Annotated in this window: 28 protein-coding genes; 14 read left to right on the top strand and 14 right to left on the bottom strand. The window is 65.4% G+C overall.

Annotated elements, in window-relative coordinates; genetic code table 11:
• Positions 1 to 45 precede the first annotated feature (45 nt).
• Entirely contained in the window at positions 46 to 849 is an 804-nt protein-coding gene (gene ppgK, locus ABG82_RS16025; protein WP_043077967.1) for a polyphosphate--glucose phosphotransferase, read from the bottom strand.
• 159 nt (positions 850 to 1,008) lie between these two features.
• Here ppgK and ABG82_RS16020 point away from each other — a divergent pair, with 159 nt between their 5' ends.
• Positions 1,009 to 1,848 carry an inositol monophosphatase family protein gene (locus ABG82_RS16020; RefSeq protein WP_043078092.1) on the top strand — a complete coding sequence of 280 codons (840 nt, stop codon included), beginning with the start codon at positions 1,009 to 1,011 and terminating at the stop codon, positions 1,846 to 1,848.
• Here ABG82_RS16020 and cei read toward each other — a convergent pair.
• Positions 1,845 to 2,492, bottom strand: a complete 648-nt coding sequence (gene cei / locus ABG82_RS16015; RefSeq protein ID WP_043078091.1) for an envelope integrity protein Cei — start codon at positions 2,490 to 2,492, stop codon at positions 1,845 to 1,847. The genes ABG82_RS16020 and cei overlap by 4 nt on opposite strands.
• Before the next feature lie 201 nt (positions 2,493 to 2,693).
• Between cei and ABG82_RS16010 the strand changes: the two genes are divergently transcribed.
• On the top strand, positions 2,694 to 2,996 hold the full coding sequence (locus ABG82_RS16010; RefSeq protein WP_043077966.1) for a DUF4193 domain-containing protein: 303 nt from the start codon (positions 2,694 to 2,696) through the stop codon (positions 2,994 to 2,996).
• A gap of 31 nt (positions 2,997 to 3,027) precedes the next feature.
• Here the strand turns inward: ABG82_RS16010 and ABG82_RS16005 are convergent, their stop codons facing one another.
• Positions 3,028 to 3,540, bottom strand: a complete 513-nt coding sequence (locus tag ABG82_RS16005; RefSeq protein WP_179948706.1) for a DUF3093 domain-containing protein — start codon at positions 3,538 to 3,540, stop codon at positions 3,028 to 3,030.
• On the opposite strand from ABG82_RS16005, the gene dut reads away from it, so the two are divergent.
• Positions 3,533 to 4,003, top strand: a complete 471-nt coding sequence (dut, locus tag ABG82_RS16000; RefSeq protein ID WP_165589730.1) for a dUTP diphosphatase — start codon at positions 3,533 to 3,535, stop codon at positions 4,001 to 4,003. The two genes, ABG82_RS16005 and dut, sit on opposite strands and share 8 nt — an antisense overlap.
• Entirely contained in the window at positions 4,003 to 4,749 is a 747-nt protein-coding gene (locus tag ABG82_RS15995; protein WP_043077964.1) for a DUF3710 domain-containing protein, read from the top strand. Before dut ends, ABG82_RS15995 begins: the two co-directional genes overlap by 1 nt.
• Before the next feature lie 8 nt (positions 4,750 to 4,757).
• Here the strand turns inward: ABG82_RS15995 and ABG82_RS15990 are convergent, their stop codons facing one another.
• Together ABG82_RS15990 and ABG82_RS15985 are read right to left on the bottom strand one after the other, a co-directional pair.
• Entirely contained in the window at positions 4,758 to 5,198 is a 441-nt protein-coding gene (locus ABG82_RS15990) for a nitroreductase family deazaflavin-dependent oxidoreductase (RefSeq protein WP_043078089.1), read from the bottom strand.
• A gap of 5 nt (positions 5,199 to 5,203) precedes the next feature.
• The gene (locus ABG82_RS15985; RefSeq protein WP_054173113.1) at positions 5,204 to 6,064 is read right to left on the bottom strand and encodes an NAD(P)H-binding protein; all 861 of its coding nucleotides are present in this window, start codon (positions 6,062 to 6,064) and stop codon (positions 5,204 to 5,206) included.
• A gap of 159 nt (positions 6,065 to 6,223) precedes the next feature.
• On the opposite strand from ABG82_RS15985, the gene sigI reads away from it, so the two are divergent.
• Complete coding sequence (gene sigI / locus ABG82_RS15980; protein ID WP_043075412.1) at positions 6,224 to 7,102, top strand: RNA polymerase sigma factor SigI; 879 nt, start codon at positions 6,224 to 6,226, stop codon at positions 7,100 to 7,102.
• Positions 7,103 to 7,124: 22 nt separating this feature from the next.
• Here sigI and ABG82_RS15975 read toward each other — a convergent pair whose 3' ends face one another.
• Positions 7,125 to 7,793, bottom strand: a complete 669-nt coding sequence (locus ABG82_RS15975; RefSeq protein WP_043075413.1) for an alpha/beta hydrolase family protein — start codon at positions 7,791 to 7,793, stop codon at positions 7,125 to 7,127.
• A gap of 192 nt (positions 7,794 to 7,985) precedes the next feature.
• Between ABG82_RS15975 and ABG82_RS15970 the strand changes: the two genes are divergently transcribed.
• Positions 7,986 to 8,357 carry an OB-fold nucleic acid binding domain-containing protein gene (locus tag ABG82_RS15970; RefSeq protein ID WP_005057265.1) on the top strand — a complete coding sequence of 124 codons (372 nt, stop codon included), beginning with the start codon at positions 7,986 to 7,988 and terminating at the stop codon, positions 8,355 to 8,357.
• Positions 8,358 to 9,104, top strand: coding sequence for a DUF3159 domain-containing protein (locus ABG82_RS15965; protein WP_043075414.1), 747 nt, complete (start codon positions 8,358 to 8,360; stop codon positions 9,102 to 9,104).
• Between the two features lie 8 nt (positions 9,105 to 9,112).
• Here ABG82_RS15965 and ABG82_RS15960 read toward each other — a convergent pair whose 3' ends face one another.
• A complete protein-coding gene (locus tag ABG82_RS15960) occupies positions 9,113 to 9,772 on the bottom strand; it encodes a potassium channel family protein (protein ID WP_043075415.1) in 660 nt (219 codons plus the stop codon).
• Entirely contained in the window at positions 9,769 to 10,458 is a 690-nt protein-coding gene (locus ABG82_RS15955; RefSeq protein WP_078343244.1) for a potassium channel family protein, read from the bottom strand. Before ABG82_RS15955 ends, ABG82_RS15960 begins: the two co-directional genes overlap by 4 nt.
• Positions 10,459 to 10,578: 120 nt before the next feature.
• Between ABG82_RS15955 and ABG82_RS15950 the strand changes: the two genes are divergently transcribed.
• The 4 genes from ABG82_RS15950 (at position 10,579) to dxs (ending at position 17,112) form a co-directional block, all read left to right on the top strand.
• Positions 10,579 to 12,573, top strand: coding sequence for an APC family permease (locus ABG82_RS15950; RefSeq protein WP_043075756.1), 1,995 nt, complete (start codon positions 10,579 to 10,581; stop codon positions 12,571 to 12,573).
• Positions 12,574 to 13,740, top strand: coding sequence for a class I SAM-dependent RNA methyltransferase (locus ABG82_RS15945; protein WP_043075417.1), 1,167 nt, complete (start codon positions 12,574 to 12,576; stop codon positions 13,738 to 13,740).
• Positions 13,741 to 13,839: 99 nt separating this feature from the next.
• Positions 13,840 to 15,165, top strand: coding sequence for a Na+/H+ antiporter NhaA (nhaA, locus tag ABG82_RS15940; protein ID WP_043075418.1), 1,326 nt, complete (start codon positions 13,840 to 13,842; stop codon positions 15,163 to 15,165).
• A 21-nt stretch (positions 15,166 to 15,186) separates the two neighbouring features.
• Complete coding sequence (gene dxs, locus ABG82_RS15935) at positions 15,187 to 17,112, top strand: 1-deoxy-D-xylulose-5-phosphate synthase (protein WP_043075419.1); 1,926 nt, start codon at positions 15,187 to 15,189, stop codon at positions 17,110 to 17,112.
• A gap of 5 nt (positions 17,113 to 17,117) precedes the next feature.
• Here the strand turns inward: dxs and ABG82_RS15930 are convergent, their stop codons facing one another.
• The 6 genes from ABG82_RS15930 to ABG82_RS15905 form a co-directional block, all read right to left on the bottom strand.
• Positions 17,118 to 17,777, bottom strand: coding sequence for a hypothetical protein (locus tag ABG82_RS15930; RefSeq protein ID WP_043075420.1), 660 nt, complete (start codon positions 17,775 to 17,777; stop codon positions 17,118 to 17,120).
• A complete protein-coding gene (locus ABG82_RS15925) occupies positions 17,774 to 19,420 on the bottom strand; it encodes a hypothetical protein (RefSeq protein WP_052510877.1) in 1,647 nt (548 codons plus the stop codon). Before ABG82_RS15925 ends, ABG82_RS15930 begins: the two co-directional genes overlap by 4 nt.
• Positions 19,417 to 19,710, bottom strand: a complete 294-nt coding sequence (locus tag ABG82_RS15920; protein WP_043075421.1) for a hypothetical protein — start codon at positions 19,708 to 19,710, stop codon at positions 19,417 to 19,419. The genes ABG82_RS15925 and ABG82_RS15920 overlap by 4 nt, the downstream gene beginning before the upstream one ends.
• A 110-nt stretch (positions 19,711 to 19,820) precedes the next feature.
• Positions 19,821 to 20,480 carry a CatA-like O-acetyltransferase gene (locus ABG82_RS15915; protein WP_043075758.1) on the bottom strand — a complete coding sequence of 220 codons (660 nt, stop codon included), beginning with the start codon at positions 20,478 to 20,480 and terminating at the stop codon, positions 19,821 to 19,823.
• A gap of 63 nt (positions 20,481 to 20,543) precedes the next feature.
• On the bottom strand, positions 20,544 to 21,746 hold the full coding sequence (locus ABG82_RS15910; RefSeq protein ID WP_043075759.1) for an HRDC domain-containing protein: 1,203 nt from the start codon (positions 21,744 to 21,746) through the stop codon (positions 20,544 to 20,546).
• A 37-nt stretch (positions 21,747 to 21,783) separates the two neighbouring features.
• On the bottom strand, positions 21,784 to 22,320 hold the full coding sequence (locus tag ABG82_RS15905) for a DUF3000 domain-containing protein (RefSeq protein WP_005093682.1): 537 nt from the start codon (positions 22,318 to 22,320) through the stop codon (positions 21,784 to 21,786).
• Positions 22,321 to 22,444: 124 nt separating this feature from the next.
• Between ABG82_RS15905 and hemE the strand changes: the two genes are divergently transcribed.
• The 3 genes from hemE to hemQ are packed head-to-tail and all read left to right on the top strand — an operon-like array spanning position 22,445 to position 25,629.
• A complete protein-coding gene (gene hemE, locus ABG82_RS15900) occupies positions 22,445 to 23,539 on the top strand; it encodes a uroporphyrinogen decarboxylase (protein WP_043075760.1) in 1,095 nt (364 codons plus the stop codon).
• A 25-nt stretch (positions 23,540 to 23,564) separates the two neighbouring features.
• Entirely contained in the window at positions 23,565 to 24,941 is a 1,377-nt protein-coding gene (locus ABG82_RS15895) for a protoporphyrinogen oxidase (protein ID WP_043075422.1), read from the top strand.
• Positions 24,934 to 25,629 carry a hydrogen peroxide-dependent heme synthase gene (hemQ, locus tag ABG82_RS15890; RefSeq protein WP_043075423.1) on the top strand — a complete coding sequence of 232 codons (696 nt, stop codon included), beginning with the start codon at positions 24,934 to 24,936 and terminating at the stop codon, positions 25,627 to 25,629. The genes ABG82_RS15895 and hemQ overlap by 8 nt, the downstream gene beginning before the upstream one ends.
• The last annotated feature ends 46 nt before the right edge of the window (positions 25,630 to 25,675 follow it).

The raw sequence follows: 25,675 nt of genomic DNA, 5'->3' as shown, positions 1-25,675 counted from the left end.
TCTGAGTGCCATTGTAACGACAAGAGTGCGGAAGCTGTGAAAAAGCTAAGGCGAAACGCCAGCGTGTGCCGCCATCGCGGCACCGACGATGCCCGCGCTGTTCTGCAGTGCGGCGGCGACCACCGGGGTGCGATTGGCCAGCAGCGGCACCCATTTGTCGGCCTTGCGGCTAATCCCGCCGCCCACGATGAACAGATCTGGCCACACTGCGTTCTCCACCGCCTCCAGGACCTTGGTGACCTCGGGCGCCCACTGCTTGTAGCTCCAGTCGTTCTTCTCCTTGACCGATGACGCCGCGCGGTGCTCGGCCTCCATGCCGTCGACCTCGATGTGCCCGAATTCTGTATTGGGCAAAAGGATTCCGTCATGCAAAACGGCGGAGCCGATGCCGGTACCGAAGGTCAACAGCACGATCACACCGGACTGGTCCTTGCCCGCTCCGTACCGGTCCTCGGCCAGCCCGGCGGCGTCGGCGTCGTTGAGCACGGTGACGGTCTGGCCGTTCAGTTCCGCGCTGATGATGTCGTGGACGTTCACGCCCAGCCACGATTTATCGACGTTGGCGGCGGTGCGGGCCTCGCCGTGGACGATCACGCCGGGATAGGTCACCCCGACCGGTCCGGTCCAGGAGAAATCACGGACGACTGTGGCGATGGTCTCGGCCACCGCCTTCGGCGTGGCGGGCTGTGGCGTGGGGTATTTGACCCGTTCGCCGACCATCTCGCCGGTGTGCAGATCGATGATCGCGCCCTTGATCCCGCTGCCGCCGACGTCGATACCGAACCCGCGCAACTCGGTGTTGCCGGCTCCCGCGGCGGGTGCGGCTGTTGCGGAATCGGTGGCGGTCATCGGCGCTCCTCGGTCCTGGGTCTAGACGGCTGGCACACCCGGGCGGCGAACACAGCCGGAACACACTGAATGCGACTGACACCCTAATGCCCGTAAGGACGCCGCGCGTGTCGCTCTCGGCTGTGCTGCGATAGACGGGTGGGAATTGAACCGGGAGCGTTGCGTTCGGTAGCGGTGCGGCTGGCGTCTGAGGCCGCGGAATTCGTGCGACATCGTCGCGGCTCCGTCGATTGGACGGCGTCGGTGCGCACCAAGAGCAGCGAGACCGATCCGGTGACCCTCGTCGACACCGATTGTGAACGGTTGTTGCGCAAGCGGTTGGCATCGCTTCGGCCGGATGACGCGATCCTGGGCGAGGAGGACGGGGAGAGCGCGGGTGGCGCGTCCCCTGAGGGTGCCGGTCAGCCTTCCGGGGTGCGCTGGGTGATCGATCCGATCGACGGCACCGTCAATTTCGTCTACGGAATTCCCGCCTATGCGGTGTCTGTGGCCGCCCAGCTGGACGGTCAGACGGTGGCTGGTGCGGTAGCCGATGTGGTGGCCGATCGTGTCTTCTCGGCGGCCTCAGGCGGTGGCGCGACGGTACGTGAGGCGAACGGTCTGCAGCGGGAGCTGGTGTGCAATCCGGTTCGCGAAACACAGCTCGCCCTGGTGGCCACCGGCTTCGCCTACTCGGCGGTGCGGCGGGCGCGCCAGGCGCAACTGGTGGCGCAGCTGTTGCCCCGGGTGCGGGACGTCCGCCGCATCGGTTCGGCCGCACTGGACCTGTGCGGGGTCGCCGAGGGGCGGGTCGACGCGCAGTACGAGCACGGGCTGGGGCCATGGGATTGGGCCGCGGGCGCGCTCATCGCGCGCGAGGCCGGTGCGGTGGTGATCCTGCCCGGCGTCGACGCGCGCAGCGCCGATGGTGCGCTGATCGCGGCCATGGCGCCCGGGATCGCCGAGGGATTCGGGCAGCTGCTCACCGATATTGGCGCGATAGCACCGATTCCCGGCTAGCAGGTGCTCTGCCGGGCCCGGGTGATCAAATCCGTGTTGGCCTGGCCCCCCGGCTTGAGGCTGTTCAGGGCCGACGTGACCGCATTACCGGAGGCCAGCTCGGTGAATTCGCTGCCAAGGGCCAGGTCCACCGAGTCGTCGGACCGCTTGTCCTCGACGAACTCGACACACGGCGCCACCAGCGACAACGTCAACGCGTTGGCGTAGCCGGACTCGCCGAAGCGGATCTGGCCGACGCAGTTCAGGCGAGATCCGCTGGGGTAGAAGGAGTCATTGTCGGCGGTGGGCGCCGGGAACCCTAGATCGCGCAGCGAGGCGGACACGTCACCGGCCTGACCTGCCTGACCATTGGCGTTGAGCACGCGCACCTTGACGTCGTTGAGCGTGGCGGGCGTGGTTCCCGTCAGTGATGAGCGCGATACCGGCTTACCGATGGTTCCGGATCCGGGTTCGGCCTGCGCGGCGGGCGGGTTGCATGCCGTCGCCTCCTTGACCGGCGTTTCCTGGGTGAGCGCCGAGGCCCAGACGAAGACGGTGACGGCCAGCAACGCGATACCGAGGATCAAGGCTGGCAAATAATTCCGGCGACGAAACGGGCGTCCGAGCTTGTCTACCGAGGTGCCCTCGGTGATGTCTGCGACCACGGATGGCACTCTAGGCCAGCGGACTTCCCGGCGACAGAGGCCGAAATAGACGGTGCGTCCACTACTGTGTGATGTAAATCACACAAAGATCCTGGCCGTTCTGGGCACTAATAGTTGGTGGTGTCCGTTTCAGCCTGGTACAAAGCCTTGCTGCGCATATGCAGAAGCTTGATGACGAGATGTTGATAAGGGGATGGACGCATGGCTACCGACTACGACGCTCCGAGGCGAACCGACGCCGACGATGTGTCAGAGGACTCGTTGGAGGAGCTGAAGGCTCGTCGTAACGAAGCACAGTCGGCGGTGGTCGATGTCGATGAAGCGGAAACCGCGGAATCGTTCGAGCTACCAGGTGCCGACCTATCCGGTGAGGAATTGTCGGTACGGGTTATCCCGAAGCAGGCTGACGAGTTCACCTGTTCGAGCTGCTTCCTGGTGCACCACCGCAGCCGGCTGGCCAGCGAGAAGAACGGCCAGCTGATCTGTACCGACTGCGCGGCCTGAGGGTTCGCGCCGTTCGCGGCCCTGCCGCGGACTAGCTGCGCAGGGCAGCCAGTATCCGATCGGGATGCCGGCTGCTCACCAGCCAATACGGAGTGGGATCGTCCGGATCGTCGAGGACTACCAACACCATGGGACCGATCCAGGCCCGGTGCACGACGAAGGCGGCCGGATCCAGCTGGCGGCCCAACGCTGCGCTTTTCGCGGTGGCGGGAATCGCCGCCGACTTGGCGATCACGCTGACCGGAAGATGGGCCGATCCCGCGCGAAGCTCTGGGGCGCCGTCCGGTCCGGTGCCGACCTCGACGCGGATCCTGCTGAACCACAACAAGACTCCCGCGACAATCGCGAACAGGATGGGGTACGGCACCCAGCTGGGCAGCTGACGCATGCTCTGGTTGATCTCCAGGCCGATGAGCGTTGCGGCGCCGAAGCCGGGCAGTGCCCACCACCATGGCACCCACAACCGCTCGAGGTAGCGGATATCGGTCGTGTTGCTGGGGGATGCCATCACGCGGCCAAGGGTAGTCTGGGCGATCGTGCCCACACCTACGAGATTGGCGATTGTTCGCCTCGATCGAGAGCTTCCCCTGCCCTCCCGTGCACATGCCGACGATGCGGGGGTCGATCTCTACAGCGCCGAGGACGTGGTGATCGAACCCGGCCGCCGGACGCTGGTGGGCACCGGTATTGCCGTTGCCATCCCGTCGGGGATGGTCGGCTTGGTGCATCCACGATCGGGTTTGGCTGCACGGGTGGGACTTTCGATCGTCAACAGCCCCGGCACGATTGATGCCGGATATCGTGGCGAGGTGAAGGTCAACCTGATTAACCTGGATCCGCAGACCCCGATCGTCATTGCTCGTGGCGACCGGATCGCGCAATTGCTGGTTCAGCAGGTTGAATTGCCCGAACTGGTTGAGGTGGATTCCTTTGACGAGGCCGGTCTGGCCGTGACCACCCGCGGTGCGGGTGGATACGGGTCCAGCGGCGGACATGCGAGTTTGTGATGGCTTTACACCGCAGTGGTGGTCTCAACGACCTCGATGATGCAGCCGCATCATCGTCGGGCGCGGATGAAACATTCGATGGCCCATACGAAATCGAAGACTTCGATAGTCCTGAGGACGCCGGGGTCGGTCGTCTGGACCTGGGTTCGGTGCTCATTCCCGTGCCCGAGGCCGGGCAGATCCAGGTTGAGTTGACCGCGGCCGGCGCGCCCGGCGCGGTCTTTGTGCTGACTCCCAACGGGCGTTATTCGGTGGCCGCGTACGCCGCCCCGAAATCGGCAGGCCTGTGGCGCGAGATCGCCGGAGAGCTCGCCGAGTCGCTGCGCAAGGAAGCGGCGGAGGTCTCTATCGCCGACGGCCCGTGGGGCCGGGAAGTGGTCGGAGCGGCCCAAGGCGGTTCCGTGCGCTTCATCGGAGTCGACGGCTATCGCTGGATGATCCGCTGTGTCCTGCAGGGGCCTGCGGAGACCTTTGACGCGCTGGCCGAGGAGGCCCGTGAGGCGGTGGCCGATACCGTGGTGCGCCGCGACGATAGCCCGTACCCGGTGCGCACCCCGCTGCCGGTTGTGCTGCCCGAACCGATGCTGGAGCAGCTGCAACAGGCACAGGCCCAGGCGATGGCCCAGGCGGAAGCCGAAGCCGCCGCCCAGGAACCCGCTGCGCAGGACGACCCGGAACCCGTCGCGCGCCGCAGCGTCTCCGGCTCGGCCATGCAGCAGCTGCGTTCCACCATCACCGGCGGATAACTCGGCAGCTAATCCGGATCGAACCGGAAAACCGACAGGGTGTCGGCCAGGGCTTCGAACTCGGCGGGAGATCCGTCGCGCACCAGTCCCGCGCTCTTGGCGAATCGCACCCCCACCGGCACCTTGACGGCGAACTCGCGCAGCACGCGTCGCGCCGCCTCGGGCGGCACGGTGACAATCCGCACGTGCCGCACACGGCGGCGCCGGGTGAGTGTTCCCGACCCGGCCGCGGCGGCATTGCGGGCCCACTCCGAGCCGGGATAGCCGCCGACCGCGTACAGCTGGCCCTGCACCTCGAAAGGGGTGATGGGAGTGGGCCGGGGACGGCCGGTTTTCCTGCCGGGGACAGTCAGCACCATCGCCGGGCCGGTGGGGATGCCCAGGCGATGAAATGCCCGCACCACCTTGTTCATTGGTGTCAGCCATCGGGGTGGTCGTGCGTTCGTCATGGCCGTCACGCCTGCCGCGCCGTGCACTCGACGGGCGCGAATTCGTCGCGAAATCTGTTGGCCCAGGCCGCGAATGTTTCCGCCGGACGCCCGAGTGTCCGGTTCACCTCGTGGGTGATGATGGCCGGTTGGGTGATGGTGGCGGCCTGCATGGCCAGATAGGCGTCGGCGAACGCCGCGGGAAAGCCCAGGCCGGCGAAGCGCTGGCGCACCAGATCATCGGAAACCTGCAGGTATCGCAACGGTCGCCGCAAAACGCTGCCGAGGACGTCGACCAGTCCGGCATTGGTGAATGCCTGCGGACCGGTCAGCGCGACGCGCTGCCCGACGAGGTCGTCGGTGAGCAATGCGTGGGCGGCAACCGCGGAGATGTCCCGATCGGAGATCGGTGCGGCCGAGGCTCCCGCGTATGGCCCGCGGACCACATCGCCCGCGGCGAGCTGACCGGCCCACATTCCCAGAAAGTTGGAGGTGAAAACGGTCGGCCGCAGGCTCACCCATTCCAGCCCGGAGTCGACGGCGTACTGCTCCACCTCCCTGTTGCGGTCACCGCGGAACCGGGACGGCTGGACAGAGAAGTCATCCTCACAATTGATGGCAGAAAGCGCCACGAGTCGCTTCACGCCCTCGCGCACAGCCTGATTCACAAAGTCGTGAAGATCCTTTCCCAGGGCCCGTGAATTCAGAAAGACGGCAGTGGCGCCGCTGAGTCCCGCTCGGGCCGATTCGACGGCCTGGATCTGCGGTGCGAAGCTCGCGTGTTGGGGACGCCGGGTGACGGCACGCACGTCGGCGCCCGCCTCGGCCAGGAGATCGACAAGTGGGCGTCCCACATTGCCTGTTGCGCCGGTGACGAGAATTGTCATGTCAGGTACTCCAATTCGGGAGGGTCGGGATGGTTTCCGCTGGGCGTTGGACCACATGAAGACGGTCCACATGAATACGACGGGGCGCGGGCGGCGAAAGTTACGCGCGTCGTGCGGTGGGATCGGTAACTTTCCGGCGTCCGGAATCGTCGTAGTGACATGAGTTCTTCGCCGACCCACGACGCTCTGGTCGCTGCCGTCTGGCGCGACCACTACCCCTACCTGGTGAACCTGGCCTACCAAATGTTGGGGGACATCGGCGACGCGGAGGACGCGGCCCAGGAGGCGTTCGTGCGGCTGGCTCGCGCCGATGAGACAGAGATCGACGAGCCGCGTGCCTGGTTGTCGGTGGTGACGGGGCGGCTGTGTCTGGATCAGCTGCGTTCGGCGCGGATGCGCCGCGAGCATGTCGATGCTGCTTCCACGGTGGAATCCGCTGAACCGCTGCATATTTCGGTGAGCGCGGATCCTGCCGATCGGGTCACCCTGGACGATGAGGTGCGCGGCGCACTGTGGGAGGTGCTGCGCTCGCTGAGCCCCGGGGAGCGGGTGGCGTTCGTCCTGCACGACGTGTTCGGGGTTCCGTTCGATGAGATCGCGTCGACGGTGGGCCGCCCGGTAGGCACCTGTAGGCAGCTCGCCCGGCGGGCGCGCACGCGATTTCAGCAGTCCGCGTCCCGGACCGTCGATGTCACCGGTGCCGAACACCGGCAGCTCATCGAAAAGTTCGTCACCGCATGCGCCAACGGCGACCTCAGCGGCCTGATGGCGGTGTTGGATCCCAGCGTGTGGGGAGTGGGCACCATCATCGGAGATCCGGCACCGCCGCCGCAGGTGAACCGGGGACGCACCGATGTGGCCACCAACCTGTTGGTGTACCTAGGGAACGGCGCCACCCTGGTGGGCGGGCCGTTCGGGCAGCCGGTCCTGCTCGCCTTCGCGCAACGCCGGCTCTTCGCGGTGGTCACTCTGACGGTGCGCGACGGTCTGGTACTCACGATCGAGGCCACCGCAGACCCCGCGGCCCGCGGATTGTGACCTAGATATCACCCGGTGATATTCACCCGGCGATATCACCCAGCGCGGCGACACACGCCCATCCCAGGCAGGACGGGTCGGCACCCAGCTGATCCAGGGTGAAGGTGCGCAGCGCCGCCCGCGGTGCCCACGACGCCCAGTCGCGGCCCACCTCGAGCGGGTGGATCGGGTCATCGGTGGCTGCTGCCACCGCCAACGGCACGGTCAGCCCCCGGATATCGTCCGCCGAGGGGTTCACGAACGCGGACACCTCCTCCATGGCGTTGGGCAGACCTGGCCATTGCACGGCCCATGATCGGGTGAGCTCGGCAGCGAGCCACTCTGGACTGCTGGCCTGCATCGCGGCGGTCACCGCGTCCAGACCGTCAGCGCGCAACGATTCGGCGGTGACCCGTGCGGACACCGATGCCGGCGAATTTTCGGGGGCCCCGGTCCAGGCGGGCATTGTCGCCAGCACCGCCACGGTCGCCCCCGGGTTCTGCAACGCCCAGGTCAGGGCCACGGCGGTGCCGATGGACACTCCACCCACCACGATCGGTCCGGCGTGTGCGGCCCGGTCGAGTGCGCGCCGATAACCGTTGACCAGATCATCGGGTTCGGGGCGCACCGCGATCAGGGTGGCACCCGCCGCCGCGAGCGCCGGACCGAAGGCGCGGTGGATGAAGTCGTCATCCGAACCCGTGCCGGGCATGAGAACAGCCGTGTGGCCATCAAGTGGTGGAGATGAGCCGCGTGCGCGAAGAGCATTGATGGACGTCACGCACCTGATCTTGCCCGGTATGCGGAACACCCAGGGGGTCGCCTGGCATCGCGGGGCGCAAAGGTCTACCGTGGCGGATGCACAGATCAAGCGATTGCGCATGTTGAGAGGCCAGGACTGGAAGTGGCTACCACCGGCGGTTATCTGCGTCGACTAACCCGTCGACTGACAGAGGACCTGGAGCAAGTAGACGCCGAGAAAATCGGTGACGACGCCGCCGCCACCGGTGCTCAGCGCGTCATCGACTGTCAGCGTGGCCAAGAGGTCACCATGTGCGGGACGCTGCGCACGGTCGAAACCAACTCCAAGGGTTGCGTGGCCGGCGTCAAGGCGGAGCTGTTCGACGGCACCGACACCGTGATGCTGGTCTGGCTGGGGCAACGGCGTATCCCGGGAATCGAGTCGGGGCGCACGCTGCTGGTGCGCGGCCGGCTCGGCAAGCTCGAGAACGGCGGCAAGGTGATTCACAACCCGTACTACGAGATTCAGCGCTAAGTGCCCGAAACCTCATCACACGAGTCCGACGGCTCGGGTGCAGTAGAAGCGCACGAGGGCCCGCACCTGAAGATCAGCGTGCCCGGAACCAAACCCGAGGAACCAGGCAGCTCACCGCTGCACGAGATGTGGCACCAGGCCGGGGGATGGCAGGGCATCGTCTACTCGTCCATCCCGGTGATTGTTTTCGTTGTCGCGGTGAGCGTTTCGTCGCTCATCCCGGCGATCGTCTCCGCGCTGGTCGCCGCCACCCTGGTGCTGATCTGGCGACTGATAAGGCGCGAATCCGTACAGCCGGCGGTATCCGGGTTCATCAGCGTCGGCATCAGTGCGCTGATCGCCTATCTGCTCGGAGAAGCCAAGGGCTACTTCCTCATTGGCATTTGGGCCAATTTCTTCTGGGGCACCGTGTTTCTGGTGTCGGTCATCATCCGCCGCCCGATCGTCGGCTACGCCTATAGCTGGGCCACGGGGGGCGACATGTCCTGGCGCGGTAACCGGCGCATTGTGACGGCCTTCGATATCGCGACCGTGTCCTGGATCGTGCTGTTCGCCGTCCGATTCGTGGTGCAAGAGTGGTTGTACCTCGCGGGAAACACGGCCTGGCTCGGCGGCGCCAAAATCGCCATGGGCTGGCCCCTGACAGCCGTCGGCGCCCTGGTCACCTTGCTGGTGATCCGGTACGTGCGCCGTCACACCGACCCGGTGACCGAGGGCCAGGCCCCGGAGGCGGAGCCCGCCGAATAGGGCGGGACCTACTCCGGAAGCACCGCCTGGTGCAGCTCGTCCTCAATATCGGCGGTAGCCACCAGAATCAGCTCGTCGCCACCCTCAAGAGGCTCATCGGGCTGCGCGGCGATGACACGCGATCCGCGCAGAATCGCCACCAGCACCGCGTCACGGGGGAGCTCCAGCTTGCGCACCGGCTTACCGCCCCAGGGGGTGTCGTCGGGCAGCGTGATCTCCACCAGATTGGCCTGCCCCTTGCGGAACTCCATGAGCCGCACCACATCACCGACCGCGACTGCCTCTTCGACGAGGGAGGCCAACATGCGCGGGGTGGACACCGCGACGTCAACACCCCAGGCATCGTCGAACAGCCACTCGTTGCGGGGATCGTTCACACGGGCCACCACCCTGGGCACCGCGAACTCCGTTTTGGCCAGCAGGCTCAGCACCAGATTGGACTTATCGTCGCCGGTCGCGGCGATCACCACATCGAAGGTGTGCAGCTCTTCGGCTTCCAGCAGACTGATCTCACAGGCATCGCCGAGTCGCCACTGCGCCTCGGGCACAGCCTCCGGATCGATGTGGTCGGGGTTGCGTTCCAGCAGCGTGACGTCGTGACGGCTCTCGATGAGCTCGCGTGCGATCGAGCGCCCGACGGCGCCGGCGCCTCCGATGGCGACCTTCATCGGGCACCTCCGTGGTCGTCGTCAGCATCCTCGCCGGGTGGTTGTGCCGCGATGGCCATCGCCTCGGCGGCGCGCCCCGACACCGCGGAGACGTAGACCTCGTCGCTGTCCTGGATCACCGTCTTGGCGTCCGGCAGCACACCGGTGCCGAACCGGATGATGAAGGCCGCCCGCGCACCCGTGGCGGCCTCGAGCGCGGTGACCCGCTTGCCAATCCAGTCCTCGTGCAACGCGAGTTCGGTGACGACGACGGAACCCGACGGATCGCGCCATTTGGTGGTATCGCTCTCACGGGTGAGGGCATGCAGCAGACGATCGGTGGTCCAGGGCACGGTCGCCACCGTCGGGATGCCGAGCCGCTCGTAGACCGCGGCACGCTTGGCGTCGTAGATGCGGGCCACCACGCGCTCGACGCCGAAGGTCTCGCGAGCCGCCCGGGCAGAGATGATGTTCGAGTTGTCGCCGGAGGACACCGCGGCGAAGGCCTGCGCCCGTTCGATCCCGGCCCGCAACAGGACGTCGCGGTCAAAACCCATGCCGACAATGCGTTCGCCGGTGAATTCGGAGCCGAGCCGATTGAAGGCCGCGGCTTCCTTATCGATGATCGCCACCTCATGGCCGATTCTGGCCAGGCCGCCGGCCAGCGCGGCGCCCACACGCCCGCAGCCCATCACCACTACTCGCACCGGTAGACCTTTCTGAATACGGCTTCGTCGCAATAGTTAGACACCGCGTCACGGCACCCGACACAGCGATGTCAAGTGAGACCGTACCGCGATTGCTCGCGTGGCCTAGTGTTGGCGTTCGTGTCTACGCTTTCCAAGCTGTCGACGGCGGCTCGGCGCCTGGTAATCGGCCGACCGTTCCGCAGTGACAGCCTTGGCCATACCCTGCTGCCTAAGCGCATCGCGCTACCGGTTTTTGCCTCGGATGCGCTGTCCTCGGTGGCGTACGCGCCCGAGGAAATCTTCTTGGTGCTTTCTGTCGCGGGCATGTCCGCCTACGCGATGACGCCGTGGATCGGACTCGCGGTGGCCGCCGTGATGATGGTGGTGGTGGCGAGTTATCGGCAGAACGTGCACGCCTACCCCTCGGGTGGTGGCGACTATGAGGTGGTCACCACCAATCTCGGACACACCGCCGGGCTGACCGTCGGCAGCGCCCTGCTGGTGGATTACGTATTGACCGTTGCCGTTTCCATGTCCTCGGCGATGTCGAATATCGGCTCGGCCGTTCCGCTCGTCGCCCAGCACAAGGTCACCTTCGCGGTCGTCGCCATCGTGATCCTGATGTCGATGAACCTGCGCGGTGTGCGCGAGTCGGGCGCCGCGTTTGCGATCCCCACCTACGCCTTCATGATCGGCATGTACGTCATGCTGGGTTGGGGGCTGTTCCAGATCTATGTGCTCGGCACCCCGCTGAAGGCCGAATCGGCGTCGTTCGAGATGCACGGCGAGGGCAGCGGCATCCTGGGCTTCGCGCTGGTGTTCCTTGTCGCACGCGCGTTCTCGTCGGGGTGCGCGGCGCTGACCGGTGTCGAGGCGATCAGCAACGGTGTGCCCGCCTTCCGGAAACCCAAGTCACGCAACGCGGCCACCACGCTGCTGCTCTTGGGTGGCATCGCGATCACCCTCTTCATGGGCATCATCCTGCTGGCCGAACGCACCGGCGCGAAGATCGCCGAGGATCCCGCCACGCAGTTGGCGGGTGCGCCCGCCGATTATCACCAGAAGACCCTCGTCGCGCAGCTGGCCGAGGCGGTGTTCGGGGACTTCCGGATCGGATTCCTCTTCATCACCGTGGTCACCGCCCTGATCCTGGTACTGGCCGCGAACACTGCCTTCAACGGTTTCCCGGTACTCGGATCGATTCTGGCGCAGGACCGCTACTTGCCGCGGCAGCTGCACACCCGCGGCGACCGGCTCGCGTTCTCCAACGGCATCATCTTCCTGTCCGCCGTCGCGATCCTGTTCGTGGTGGCGTTCAAGGCCGAGGTGACGGCTCTGATTCAGCTGTACATCGTTGGCGTCTTCGTGTCCTTCACGCTGAGCCAGATCGGCATGGTGCGGCACTGGACCCGCCTACTCAAGACGGAGACCGACCCGGCGGTGCGCCGCAAGATGATCCGCTCGCGGGTGATCAACACCGTCGGCTTCATCATGACCGGCACGGTGCTGCTGGTCGTCCTGGTCACCAAATTCCTTGCCGGAGCATGGATCGCCATCCTGGCCATGACTCTGCTTTTTGTCCTGATGAAGATGATCCACAAGCACTACGACACGGTGGCCCGCGAGTTGGACAACCACGAGGGTGAGGTCGTGCTGCCCAGCCGGACGCACGCGGTGGTGCTGGTGTCCAAGGTGCACCAGCCCACGCTGCGGGCCCTCGCATACGCTCGCGCGACCCGCCCCGACGTCGTGGAGGCGGTCACCGTCAGCGTGGACGACAGGGACACCCGCGAACTGGTACGGGAGTGGGAGGCAAGCGATATCAGCACGCCGCTGAAGGTGATCGCCTCTCCGTACCGCGAAATCACCAGGCCCATCCTCGATTATGTGAAGCGAATCAGTAAGGAAGCGCCGCGCACCGTCGTCTGCATATTCATCCCCGAGTATGTGGTGGGCCACTGGTGGGAGCAGGTATTGCACAACCAGAGCGCGCTGCGGCTCAAGGGGCGTCTGCTGTTCGTTCCCAATGTCATGGTGACATCCGTTCCGTGGCAACTTGATTCATCCGAGCGTCGGCGCGAGCTGTACAGGCAGTCGGCACCGGGCGACTCACGGCGCGGTTTCGATTCGTAGATGACCATCGGCGACATTCTGGAAGTTCAGACCGGCGGCCCGGCCAACGGCGGCAGCGTGGTGGCCCGGCAAGACGGGCGGGTCATCTTCGTCAGGGACGCGCTGCCCGGCGAGCGGGCGCGTGTCCAGATCACCGACGACCGCCAAGCCAGTTTCTGGCACGGTGTGGCGATCGAGATCCTGGACCCCTCACCTCACCGCATCGAACCGTTATGCCCGATAGCGCACGGCAGCACTGAATCTGGCTGTTGCGACTTGTCTTTCGCCGATCCTGCGTATCTGCGCGAGCTCAAGGGCGATGTGGTGAGCCAGCAGCTGGCGCGGCTGGGCAAGCACGACTGGCAGGGTGTGGCCGAACCCGTGGGTACCGGCGATCCCACCGGGTGGCGCACCCGGGTGCGCCTCGATGTGAATGCTCTGGGCCAGCCTGGCTTTCACCGGTATCACAGCGACGAGTTGGTGACCGATCTGCGCTGTGCGCAAGTGGTTCCGGGACTACTCGACGGGTTGGACGAACCCGCGCTGGGCGCTGAGGGACCGCTGCACGCCGTGCTGGACGATCAGGGCCGACGGCATGTGTTGCGTGGGCGCACGATCGTCGAGGGTGAGGATGTCGCCGTCCAGAAGGTGGGAGATCGGCACTGGCTGGTGCCGGTCACGGCCTTCTGGCAGGCGCACCGCGACGCGGCCAACACCTACAGTCAGCTGGTTACCGAATGGGCCGAGCTGGAGCCGGGTATGAGTGCGTGGGACTTGTACGGCGGTGTGGGCGTTTTCGCCGCCGCATTGGGGGAGTCGGTGGGGCGCGCGGGACGTGTTGTGAGCGTGGATACCTCGCGTCCGGCGTTCCGTAGTGCCAAGAGCGCGCTGGGGGATCTGCGTCAGGTCACCATGATCTGCGGATCCGTCCGGCACGCCGTGGGTGATCTGGGTGCGGCCGATGTCGCGGTGCTGGACCCGCCCCGGGCCGGCGCCGGGCGCGAGGTCATCGGGAAGATCGCCGAGGCGAATGTGCCCAGGGTCATCCATATCGGCTGTGAGGCAGCGGCATTCGCGCGTGATGTTGGTCTTTATCTGGAGCGTGGATACCGCGTGCGCGAGTTACGGGTGTTCGACGCGTTCCCGCTGACCCATCATGTCGAAAGCTTCGCGCTGCTCACCCGATAGACAGCGACCGGCGTAAAGATCTTATAAAGTAAGCACCAGGTGTGCCGGGAAGTCTGGTCGGCGGTACTGAACGCTGCCTGAAAGAACGGACACCGACTCATGCGATTGAGCCAGCGCGTCTTCACCCGTGGATCGTGGGCGGAGTCGTCGCGCGTCGCTGAAATTCTGCGCAAAGAGACCGTTGGCGGTGTCTTGCTGGTGCTGGCCGCGCTGACCGCGCTGCTGTGGGCGAACTCGCCGTGGAGCTCCTGGTACTACCGGCTGGGGGCCATCACCGTCGGCCCGGAGCGGTTACATCTGAATCTGACACTGGCGGGCTGGGCCACCGACGGACTACTCGCGATCTTCTTCTTCGTCGTCGGTGTGGAACTCAAACGCGAATTCGTCGCCGGAGATCTCCGTGATCCCGGCCGCGCCGCGCTGCCGATCGTCGCGGCCGTCGGCGGCATGCTGGTGCCCGCCGCCATCTATCTGGCGGTCAACGCCTCCGGCGGCGGGGAGGCGATGCGGGGGTGGGCGATTCCCACCGCCACCGATATCGCCTTCGCGCTCGCTGTGCTCGCGGTGATTTCTACCCATCTGCCCTCGGCGCTGCGCACCTTCCTGCTCACTCTGGCGGTGGTAGACGATCTGCTGGCCGTCATCGTGATCGCGGTGTTCTACACCGATCAGCTGCATTGGGGCCCGTTGGGACTGGCACTCATCCCACTGGGACTGTTCGCGCTGGCAGTGCAGCGCCGGCGCCGCGAATGGTGGTTGCTGGTGCCACTGGCGGTGGCGGCCTGGGCCTTGGTACATGCCTCGGGCGTGCACGCCACGGTGGCGGGAGTGCTGCTGGGCTTCATGGTGCCGGTCTTGCGGCGCGATGGGCGCACCGACGTGCACGGGATGGCCGAGCAATTCGAGCATCGGCTGCGACCGTTGTCGGCGGGGGTCGCGGTGCCGGTGTTCGCGTTCTTCGCCGCAGGCGTCACGCTCGGCGGGTTCGCGGGGCTGGGGCAGGCATTACTCGATCCGGTGGCACTCGGTGTGGTCCTGGGCCTGCTGGTGGGCAAACCGGTCGGGGTGTTCCTCACCACCTATCTACTGGCGCGGTTCACCCGGGCCAGCCTCGATGACGACCTGAGCTGGCTGGACATCGCCGGTGTCGCGCTGCTGGCCGGGATCGGCTTCACGGTGTCGCTGCTCATCGGTGAGCTGGCGTTTGGAGCCGCGGGGTCGGCGACATCCGGTCTGGGCGCGGACACCGCGTCTCACGTCAAGGTAGGTGTGCTCACCGGTTCGTTGACGTCGGCCGCGGTGGCTTCGGTGGTGCTCCGGCTGCGCAACCGGGCGTATCAGCGCATCGAGGCCAAAGAGACCCTCGATGCCGATCACGACGGGGTGCCCGATGTTTTTGGCTCCGCTCCCAGAGACCGGATCTGAATCGCTGCGTAGACTGACCAGATGCTTGACGACATCAGGGGGCCGGGTGACCTGCAGGGTCTCTCGAAGCGAGAACTGGACTTACTCGCCGACGAGATCCGCGAGTTCCTGATCCATAAGGTTGCCGCGACCGGCGGTCACCTCGGACCCAACCTGGGCGTCGTCGAACTGACCCTGGCGCTGCATCGCGTTTTCGAGTCGCCGTATGACCCGATCATCTTCGACACTGGGCATCAGGCCTATGTGCACAAGATCCTGACCGGCCGTACCGGAGATTTCGACACGCTGCGCCAGAAAGATGGGCTGTCGGGATACCCGTCGCGGGCCGAGAGCGAGCACGACTGGGTGGAATCGAGCCACGCGTCGACGGCGCTGTCCTACGCCGACGGTCTGGCCAAAGCCTTCGAACTCACGGGGCAACGGCGGCGCCATGTGGTCGCGGTCGTCGGGGACGGTGCCCTGACCGGCGGGATGTGCTGGGAGGCGCTGAACAACATCGCCGCCGCCGCACATCGGCGCATCATCATCGTCGTCAACGACAATGGGCGCAGCTATGCGCCCACCATCGGCGGGCTCGCCTCGCATCTGGCCGGGCTGCGGCTCACTCCGTCCTACGAGAAGGTTCTCGACGAGAGCAAGCGGCTGCTGCGCGGGATGCCGGTGGTGGGTCCGTTGGCGTACGCGCTGATGCACAGCCTCAAGGTGGGGGTCAAGGACGCGGTATCACCGCAGGTGATGTTCACCGATCTTGGCTTGAAATACGTTGGGCCGGTTGACGGTCACGACGAGCACGCGGTGGAGGACGCACTGCGGCGCGCCCGTGGCTACGGCGGTCCGGTGATAGTGCACGTGATCACCCGCAAGGGCATGGGATACGCCCCTGCCGAGGACGACGAAGCCGAGCAGATGCATTCCACCGGTGTCATCGACCCGAAAACCGGTCGTGCCATTAAAGCTTCGGCCCCTGGGTGGACATCGGTATTCTCCGACGCGCTCATCGATGTGGCCAGCGAGCATCGCAATATCGTCGCGATCACCGCGGCTATGCCGGGCCCGACCGGACTCAGCAAGTTCGGCGAACGCTTTCCCGAGCGGTTGTTCGACGTCGGGATCGCCGAGCAGCACGCTGTCACCTCGGCGGCGGGGCTGGCGATGGGCGGCATGCGCCCGGTGGTTGCGATCTACTCCACGTTCCTGAATCGCGCGTTCGACCAGGTGATGATGGACGTTGCGCTGCACCGGCTTCCGGTGACCTTCGTATTGGACCGGGCCGGCATCACCGGTAGTGACGGAGCCAGCCACAACGGCATGTGGGACCTCTCGATCCTGAATGTGGTGCCCGGAATGCGGGTTGCCGCGCCACGTGATGCCTCGCGACTGCGCGAAGAACTCACCGAGGCCTTGGCTGTCGACGACGGACCGACCGCATTGCGATTCCCGAAAGGCGAAGTCGGCGAAGATATTCCGGCGCTCGAACGACGAGATGGGATCGACATACTGGCCCGTCCGGCCAGTGGCTTACATGCCGATGTGCTGTTGGTGGCGGTTGGCCCGTTCGCGTCGACGGCGTTGGCGGCGGCCGAAAGGCTAGGCAAGCAGGGCATCGGAGTGACCGTGGTGGACCCGCGCTGGGTGCTGCCGGTTCCCCAACACGTGGTGGAACTGGCCGGCCAGCATCGTCTGGTGGTCACCCTGGAAGACAGCGGCGTGCACGGCGGCGCCGGCAGCGCGGTCACGGCAGCGATGCAGGATGCTGATGTGGATATCCCGAGCCGGGATATCGGTGTGCCACAACAGTTCCTGGACCACGCGTCACGGGGGCAGATTCTCGAAGAGCTTGGGCTTACCGATCAGCACATCGCGCGCAAGATCACCGGTTGGGTGGCTGCGATGAGTCGTGAGATCGGGGACAGCACCGTGAACCCGGCGGCGCAGCAGGTCGACTAGCCGTCTTAGTGTGACTTCCCGGTTGCGTGGATGGTTTCTTGGACTTTGGGTGTGTAGTAGTCGCCGCCGAGATAGATGGAGTATTGATAGATCTCGTTGCCGTTCTTCTTTCTGGCGGTGACCTCCACTACCAATCCCGCTAGCCCGACACCCATCCCGAGGGTGGATTTGTCGGTTTCGTGTTTGGCTGAGTCATTTATCCAGCGTTCGACGTCTTGCGGCCGAAACCCCCACCGATATATGCCGGAGCGTAGTTCGGCATGTGCCGCATCTATGTTGGCCGGCGCGCTGAACCAGACAATATTGTCGACGCTGTTGGTGATGTTGCTGGTTGTAAAGGTGATGCTGTCGGTGATTAGCGTTTCTTCTGCTGCCGGGCCAAGGAACGTGAAGGTCAATTCTTCGCCCCCGGGGCGCCCTATCATGGGCTCTTTGTCTGAGTTTTCAAGTCCTACAGCAGCTTTAGATAGATCTCCAGACCTCAGATCAAATCGCGCACGTTTCGTGCGGATGATCTCGTCGATTCCTGCTTCGGTCAGCAAGGAAAAGCCTTGCTCGTTGACGGTGGGTCCGGTCACAGGAGCTCCTTGTTTGGTTGTTCCGAAGACGCATCCGCTGGCTAACAGCGCGGCGGACAGGGTAATTACGAGGCTCTTGATGCTCATTTGTGGCGGATATCCCAACCGTCGATGAATCGTTTGACGATGTCGTCGATTTGATTGCTCAATCGTTGGCTCTCCATCCGCTGATTGAAGTTGGAGCCGATGATCTGCTGTGCGAGTTCAGGATTGTCGTGTAGGAGCTTTTGGTACGCCGGCAAGGTGTCTTGGGTGATGAGTTGCCATCGCTGGTCTGCATTGGAGATGTTCCCGTTGGGGAACGGCGTTGTCGCCTCGTACCCGAATGGCAGATCAATCGTCTTGGGGAAGAGCTCTGCATACGAGTGAGCGCCGGGAATTGACGGCGCCCCAAGCATGGTCATGCCCCAGGTTACGACACCGCCCGTGCCGGGATGGTTCCGCATGCGGTCGTAGTCGTCGGCGATGATGTCCCACTGCTCTCGGTGAAGCAACTGTTTGTTGCCGGCCTCGATCAACTGTTGGTTGTTGGTCGCTGCGCCTTCAGCAATCTGTTTCCAAGCAGTCTGTGTTTTGTCGTCCAGTAGGCCCGCTCTGAACATCCGATCCATCTCTGCTGTTCCGCCGTGTAAGTAGGCCTCGTGCATAGCCGCCTGGTCCATGAAAATTTCTTTTTGCATGGACAGCAGCGTGGTTTGGTAGAACTGCAATTCGCTTGCCGGCATGTTGGCGAGCTTGTGGATGTTCTCTTTGACGTCGTCTGGAATCCCGGGGATATTGGGAAGATTGGCTTCGATCTGCTTGGCAGCCTGCTGCATCGCGTCCAAGTCGTAGAACGCGCCCGCGAATGATGGCCCGATCATGTTGGCCATTCCGGCCCATTGCAGTTCGGGGTGATCCAGGAAAAGCTTGCCGTAGTACTCGTAGACCTTGCGGATTGTTTCGGAGTTGGCCTCCGCGCCCTTCGACGGATCCCACGTTGAGACGTCGATGCCCGCAGCTTCAAGTGCTTCACGCTGCCAGTAGCCCTGCAGGAAGTTTCGATAGAGGTCACCCGCTGGGTTCAGCTGTCCTGCGTCCACCGCGGCATCCAGGACCGGCTTCGCCGCGTCGGGGTGCTCCTTCATCCATTCCTGAAATTCCGGAGAGTTGACGATCTTCGAAACTTCTTCGGCGGATTTTCCTTGCAGGGAAGGAGGTTCGTAGTCATCGCCCTGAGCCTCGTCTTTTGCCCAAGCCTTGATCTCGTCGAACTTGGCATCCAGGTCGAAAGCGACTGCCTCGTCGGCCTCTACGAGTTTGTGCCGGCCGTCCTCGACCAGTCCTTGGTGATGATCGCGGCGCGCTGGGGCGTTCTTGTCGTTGGCCTGTGACGCAGACAGGGTTACCTTCCAGCTGTCGGAAACGTCGAAATGCTCATGGAGGGCATCGTCAACCCGGGCGAGTGCCACATTGCGGGCGTCTGTCAGGCGGGATGCCCCAGCACGCAACGAAGCGACGCCGGCATCGATCGCTTTGGCGATGTGCATGCCCATCGAGTGTTCCTTCTGTGCGGCCGCCAGCCGGGCGTCCGCCTCCTGGCCACTGCCGCGGTTGTGTTCCTCCTCGGCCTCGCGAAGCGCCGTATCGAGTTGGTTCTCGTAGCTCGTGTTCCCGGTGTCTAGAGCGGTAGCGAGCTTGTCGAAGAACGAGGGGTCCCAGGCGCGTGCCTGGGAAACGCTGAGGGTCATTGCTGTACCGCGCGAATTACCGACGTATTGGAAGTTTCCTGGCTTTCGAAACTCGAAGCGTTTCCGCGTGTGGTGGTCGCCATGGACTGCAGTTTCTTCGCGGTGCCACCGTAAGCGTCTCGGACAGGCTGGGTCGTTGCCGAGGCGGTGGCGGCTGCCCTACTGCCGGGGAGGGCGCTCGTCGCGCCGGACGCGTCGTACTGTCCTGCGATGTAGGTGATGTTGTCGGCAATTTCATCAAACCTGGTTGCCAGATCGCGCAGGCTCTGAGGGTTCGTGCGCAGAGTCATGCTGTTCTCCTGGGGGACATTCGTCAGTTATCAATTACGACGGAGTCCGGCAGAGTTTGGTTCCACGATCTTTGGAAAGTTTCTGACCTAGGAGGTCGGCAGCAGGTCGACTAGCCGCGGACCCAGTCCGGATTGGCGATGATTTCGCGTAGTTCCTCGACGAGACGCGCGCTGTGGTAACCGTCGGCGGCGGCGTGATGAATATGTAGGGCCAGCGGCATCATGGTTCGTCCGTCGTGCTCGAAGAACTTGCCGATGGTGAAGATGGGCGCCAGATGCTCCCACCCGGGGGCGATGGTGAGTGTGAAGCCGGTGAAACGTGTCCAGGGGATGCTCGAGATATCGAACACGTTGCGTGGATGTGATGTTCCTTGTGGGAAAAGTGTTGAGGCGGTACGGTATTCGCGCAGAAGTTCGGTGGCCTCGGCATGAAACGCGTCGAAGTCAGGCAGGTAACGCGCGCGGATACCCGCGAAGGTCTCACTCTCGGGATTGAAGACCGTGAATGCTGGGTCTACGACGTCCCAGATGCCGGGGTTTCCCTGATCATCCAGTGCCATGCGGAATTCCGGATGGCGGTTCACCACTGTCGCCAATGCCCAGATCTGCGTGGGATATGTCTTGCGGCCGGCCGCGCGAACCGCTTCGCGCAGATCGGTGACGTCCACATCCACCGTCATCGAGTAGTAGGTGGGGCAGCGGTCCAGATAGTGCTCGAACCAATCTCGTCGCGGCCACTGCTGCAGGTCGAGGGGTTCGAGGATCGCCATGGCCACCAGCAGAGCGTGTTCGGCCAGCGCCCGCAACTGAGTTTTGACCGACGCCCTGGCGAGCTACTGCGCCAGCACCTCGGTGAGGATGGGCGCGGTCAGTTCCCGCTGCCATTGCCGCGCACCGTGCCCGGCCAGCTGCTCCTCGACGTCGCCGTGTCCTTCCCAGTCCCAGCAGATTCGCCGCACGATCTCCGGGGTGACAATGTTCTCCACGGGTACCGATATTTGTTCGGACAGCGCGGCCAGCGCCGTTCGCGCGGCTTCCAGGCGGGCGTATGCCTCGGGTTTGCGCCGAGCCCATCGCGATACCGGCGGGGGTCCCGTGGTGGGTTCGTTGACCGGCGGTGGGGTGGTGGCGCTGCGCGCCTTCGCCAGCGCCGTGAGCCAGCGGTCGGCCTGCTGCTTCTGCCGGGGGCCGCCGAAGACGGGGAGCGCGATCAGTTCGGCACGTGTCTTGGGATCGGCCAGTGCCGCCTCGACGATCGCCGAATCGGGGAGCGTGCGGCCAGGGGCCACATCTCGCGCACGGGCCAATTCATCACGGCTGAGCCATAATTCGCGCACAGCAGACAATTGTCCGGGCTTGCGTACCTTGTGAATGCCGGAGGTGCGCCGCCAGTTGTCCCGGCGCGTTGCGGGCACCGGGGTATAGGCGAGATGCTCGAACTCTTGTCGTGCCCATTCTGTCTTGCCCTGTTCGGCAAGCACTTCGGCAACCTTCTCGCGCAGCTCGACAAGCACCTCGACATCGAGTGCCGCGTAGTTGAGCCAGTCGTCGGGCAGCGGGCGCTTGGACCAGTCGGCGGCGCCATGTCCCTTGGCCAGCCCCAAGCCCAACAGCCGGTGCACCATCGAGGCCAGGTTCACCTTGTCGAATCCAGCCAGGCGGCCGGCCAATTCGGTGTCGTAGAGCGACGGCGGCTTCATGTCTAGCTCGGCCAGGCACGGCAGGTCCTGGTCGGCGGCATGCAAAATCCATTCATCGGCGCCGAGCGTTTCCACGATCGGACCGAGCGCGTCCGGCATGTTCGTGGGATCTAGCAGCACGGTGCCCGCACCGCTGCGACGGATCTGGACGAGGTAGGCACGGTTGGAGTAGCGAAATCCCGAGGCCCGTTCGGCGTCGACGGCGAACGCCCCGGTCCCTGCGGCCAGACGTTGCGCGGCTGCCCGGATCTCGTCAGTGGATGCGGTGATCGGCGGCACCCCTTCGGCGGGGCGCAGCAGCGGCGTTGGCTCGGGAAGCTCGGAATCGGCATCCATGTTGTCGGTTTTCATATCTGAGTCAGCAGCGTATGCGCTAGGCGCGGTGGCGCGAACCCAGATCCGTCACACCCACCGGCGGCAGGCCTGCCGCATGCTCCAACACTTCGCAGAACGCCTCGACATGAGTACCGATATCGGTCCCGGTCGCGGTCCAGGACGCCCGCAGCTCCAACTGGTGGGCACGGCCCGGCCCGGCGATATCTCCGTAGCGGACCGATGTTGTCGCGGTCACGGTTCCACCCAGCGCGGTCACATCCGCCGTCCGCGAATTGATCGCGTCCACCAGCCAGCTCCACGCCACCTCCGGCAGCAACGGGTCAACGGCCTCGGAGGCGTCCAGGTCGGCCTGGATATAGGCGACCAGCCTCATGGTGCCGTTCCACGCCTCGTCACCGTCGGGATCGTGCAGCAGAATTAGCCTGCCGAACGCGTCGCCCTCGGATTGTTCGGGCACGTTATCGGTATCGCGATGCTTGATCTCGGCGCCGAGTGCGTAGCTGAACGGGGCCAGCCGTTGCGGGGGACGAATAGTGCCCAGCTCGATTTCCGGACGCGCGGTCACGGAGTTCATCGCGTCGACCGCCGCGCGGAACGGGGCTGGTTCGGCAGACGTCACAGCAATGGACGGTAGCGCGCCGGGCCGACATGCTCCCGCAGGCGCGCCGTGCGAGGTCGCCATGGCAGCATGGGCGGTGATGACCGGATTGAACGAAGATAGCGCCACGGCGGCGCAAACCCCTTCGAAAACGCGGCGTGACCTGCCACTTTCCCCATATTTGACGGCTGCTGCGGGGGGGACCCCCAGCCATCCGCCGGTGTGGTTCATGCGACAGGCCGGACGTTCGCTGCCCGAGTACCGGGCGGTGCGTGCCGATCACGCGATGCTGGACGCTTGTTTCAATCCCGAGCTGGTTTGCGAGATCACGCTCCAGCCCGTCCGCCGGCACCGCGTCGACGCCGCCATCCTCTTCTCGGACATCGTGGTGCCACTCAAGGCCGCCGGAATTGATCTGGACATCGTTCCCGATGTCGGGCCGGTGATCGCCAACCCGGTGCGCACCACCGCAGACGTGGCGGCGCTGCCGCGCTTGGAGCCCGGTCAGGTTGAGGCGGTCAGTGCTGCGGTGCGGCTGCTGGTCGCCGAGCTCGGCCAGACTCCGCTGATCGGCTTCGCCGGCGCCCCCTTCACGTTGGCGTCCTATCTCGTAGAGGGCGGACCGAGCCGGCACCATCAGCGCACCAAGGCGCTGCTGCTGGGCGATCCACAGACCTGGCACGCGTTGATGACCGCGCTGACCGATATCACCATCGCGTTCCTGCGTGCGCAGCTCGACGCCGGTGTGGACGCGCTGCAGTTGTTCGACTCGTGGGCGGGCGCGCTATCGCTGGCTGACTACCGTTCTGCGGTATTGCCGCACAGCACAAGGATTTTCGAGGAGTTCGCGGGCGCTGGCGTGCCGATGACGCACTTCGGGGTGGGTACCGCCGAGCTGCTGGGAGCGATGGGGGAGGCCGGCGCCACCGTGGTCGGGGTGGATTGGCGCACCCCATTGCACGTCGCGGCTGCACGGGTTGACTCCGGAAAAGCCTTGCAGGGCAACCTCGATCCCGCTGTGTTGTTGGCCGGTTGGCCGGTGGTGGAGAGCGAAGTGCGCCGTATCGTCGCCGAGGGGCGCCGGGCGGTGGCGGACGGAGCTGCCGGACATATCTTCAATCTGGGTCACGGAGTGCTGCCGGATACCGATCCCGCGGTGCTCACCGACGCGGTGGCGCTGGTGCATTCGTTGTGATGTCCGAGATGGCCGAGATAACACGGTGACGCCGCCGTCGTCGGGGCCTGCCTCCATTGCGATTGTGGGGGGCGGTATTTCGGGTCTGACGGCGGCATATCGGCTGCGCGGTGCACTCGGTGATGACGTTCGGATCACCGTGTACGACCCGGCCGCCCAACTGGGCGGCATCTTGCGCACTATCACGCTGGGTGAGCACCGCATCGATATCGGTGCCGAAGCATTCATCACCCGGCGCCCCGAGGTACTGGACCTGCTGGACGAACTGGGGCTGGCCGACCGCACGCTCGACACCACGGGGGCGCGGCCGCTGATCTACGCCGGCGGCGGTCTGCATCCGCTGCCCACCAGGACCGTGAACGGCATTCCCGCCTCGGCGTCCTCGGTGGTCGGGCTGGTCGACGACGAGACCGTCGCACGCATCGACAGCGAACCCCAGCGCGATATGCATTGGGCCGTCGGCGCCGAACCGACCGTCGCCGATCTGGTGTCGCTGCGGTTCGGGCCGCAGGTCGTCGCGCGTCTGGTCGATCCGTTGCTCGGTGGCGTGTACGCGGGCTCGGCCGCCACGACGGGCCTGCGCACGGCGGCGCCCGGTATCGCGCGGGCGCTGGATGAGGGGGCGGGCAGTCTGCTGGCGGCGGCCCGGCAGGCGCTGCCGCCGATCTCCGCCACCGGCATCTTCGGTGCCATCGACGGCGGCTACGCGGTGCTGGTGGAGGAACTCTGGCGCCGTGCGCGGGCTGAACACCGGCAGGTCGCTGTCGGCGGAATCGAACGCGACGGTGCGGGCTGGGTCGTCACCGGCGACGGCGGGCTGGCGGATGCCGTTGACGCGGTCATTGTGGCAGTACCCGCTCCGCGCGCCGCCGGGATTCTCGACGCGGTGGCACCCGAATCGGCGGCGGCGGCACGCACCATCCCGGTGGCTTCCTCGGTGGTGGTGGCGTTGACCCTGCCTGGCGATGCCCCGATTCCCGCCAATTCGGGTGTGCTCGTCGCGTCGGGAGAAGCCTTGCATACCAAGGCCATAACCTTCTCGACCGGCAAGTGGGGGTTACGCGGACGCCGCACCCAGGTGGTGCGGTTGTCCTACGGCCGCTTCGGCGACACGGTGGCGCGTGCCACCACCGACGAGCAGCTGCGGCATTGGGCGGTGACCGATCTGGAAACCGTGCTTGGCGCTGCGGTCGACCCGATCGACGCGGCGCTGGCCCGCTGGATCGATGCCATGCCACAGTACGGGCCAGGCCACGCTGAAGTGGTCGACGCCATCCGTTCCGGATTGCCGTCCGGAATCGCGGTGGCAGGCTCCTACCTGGACGGGATAGGGGTGCCGGCTTGTGTGGCCTCCGCCTCTCGGGCCGCGCAGGACAGCGTGGCACGATGGAGGCATGGCTAGCCTCGATTTCGACACCCTCAACTCCACCATCCGTTACCTGATGTTCTCGGTGTTCCAGGTACGCGACGGCGGATTGGGCGATGACCGTGATGGCGTCGCCGACGAGGTGGCCACCCTGATCAAACGGCACGAGGATGACGGCGTGGTGGTGCGCGGCATCTACGACGTGGCGGGTCTCCGTGCCGACGCCGACTTCATGATCTGGTCGCACGCCGAGTCCATCGAGAAGCTGCAGGCGCTGTACAGCGACTTCCGGCGCAGCACCGCCCTGGGCCGGGCCAGTACTCCGGTATGGAGCAACGCGGCCCTGCACCGTCCGGCCGAGTTCAACAAGAGCCACATCCCCGCGTTCCTGGCGGGCGAGGAGCCGGGCGCCTACATCTGCGTGTATCCCTTTGTCCGGTCCTATGATTGGTACTTGCTGCCCGATGAGGAGCGGCGCAAGATGCTTGCCGATCACGGTATCGCCGCGCGCGCGTACAAGGATGTGCGCGCCAACACCGTGCCGGCCTTCGCGCTCGGCGACTACGAGTGGCTGCTGGCGTTCGAGGCACCCGAGCTGTACCGCATCGTCGACTTGATGCGCGATCTGCGCGCCACCGAGGCGCGGCTACATGTACGCGAGGAAACCCCGTTCTTCACCGGCCCGCGCATCTCGCCGGAAGAACTCGTCGCCCGCCTGCCGTAGCCGCCGACACGCCGTGACATGCCGAGACACGCCCGCACAACGCGGC

Origin of the sequence: Mycobacteroides immunogenum (assembly GCF_001605725.1) — a bacterium.
Taxonomy (GTDB): domain Bacteria; phylum Actinomycetota; class Actinomycetes; order Mycobacteriales; family Mycobacteriaceae; genus Mycobacterium; species Mycobacterium immunogenum.
This window is presented reverse-complemented; position numbering and strand designations above follow the sequence as displayed.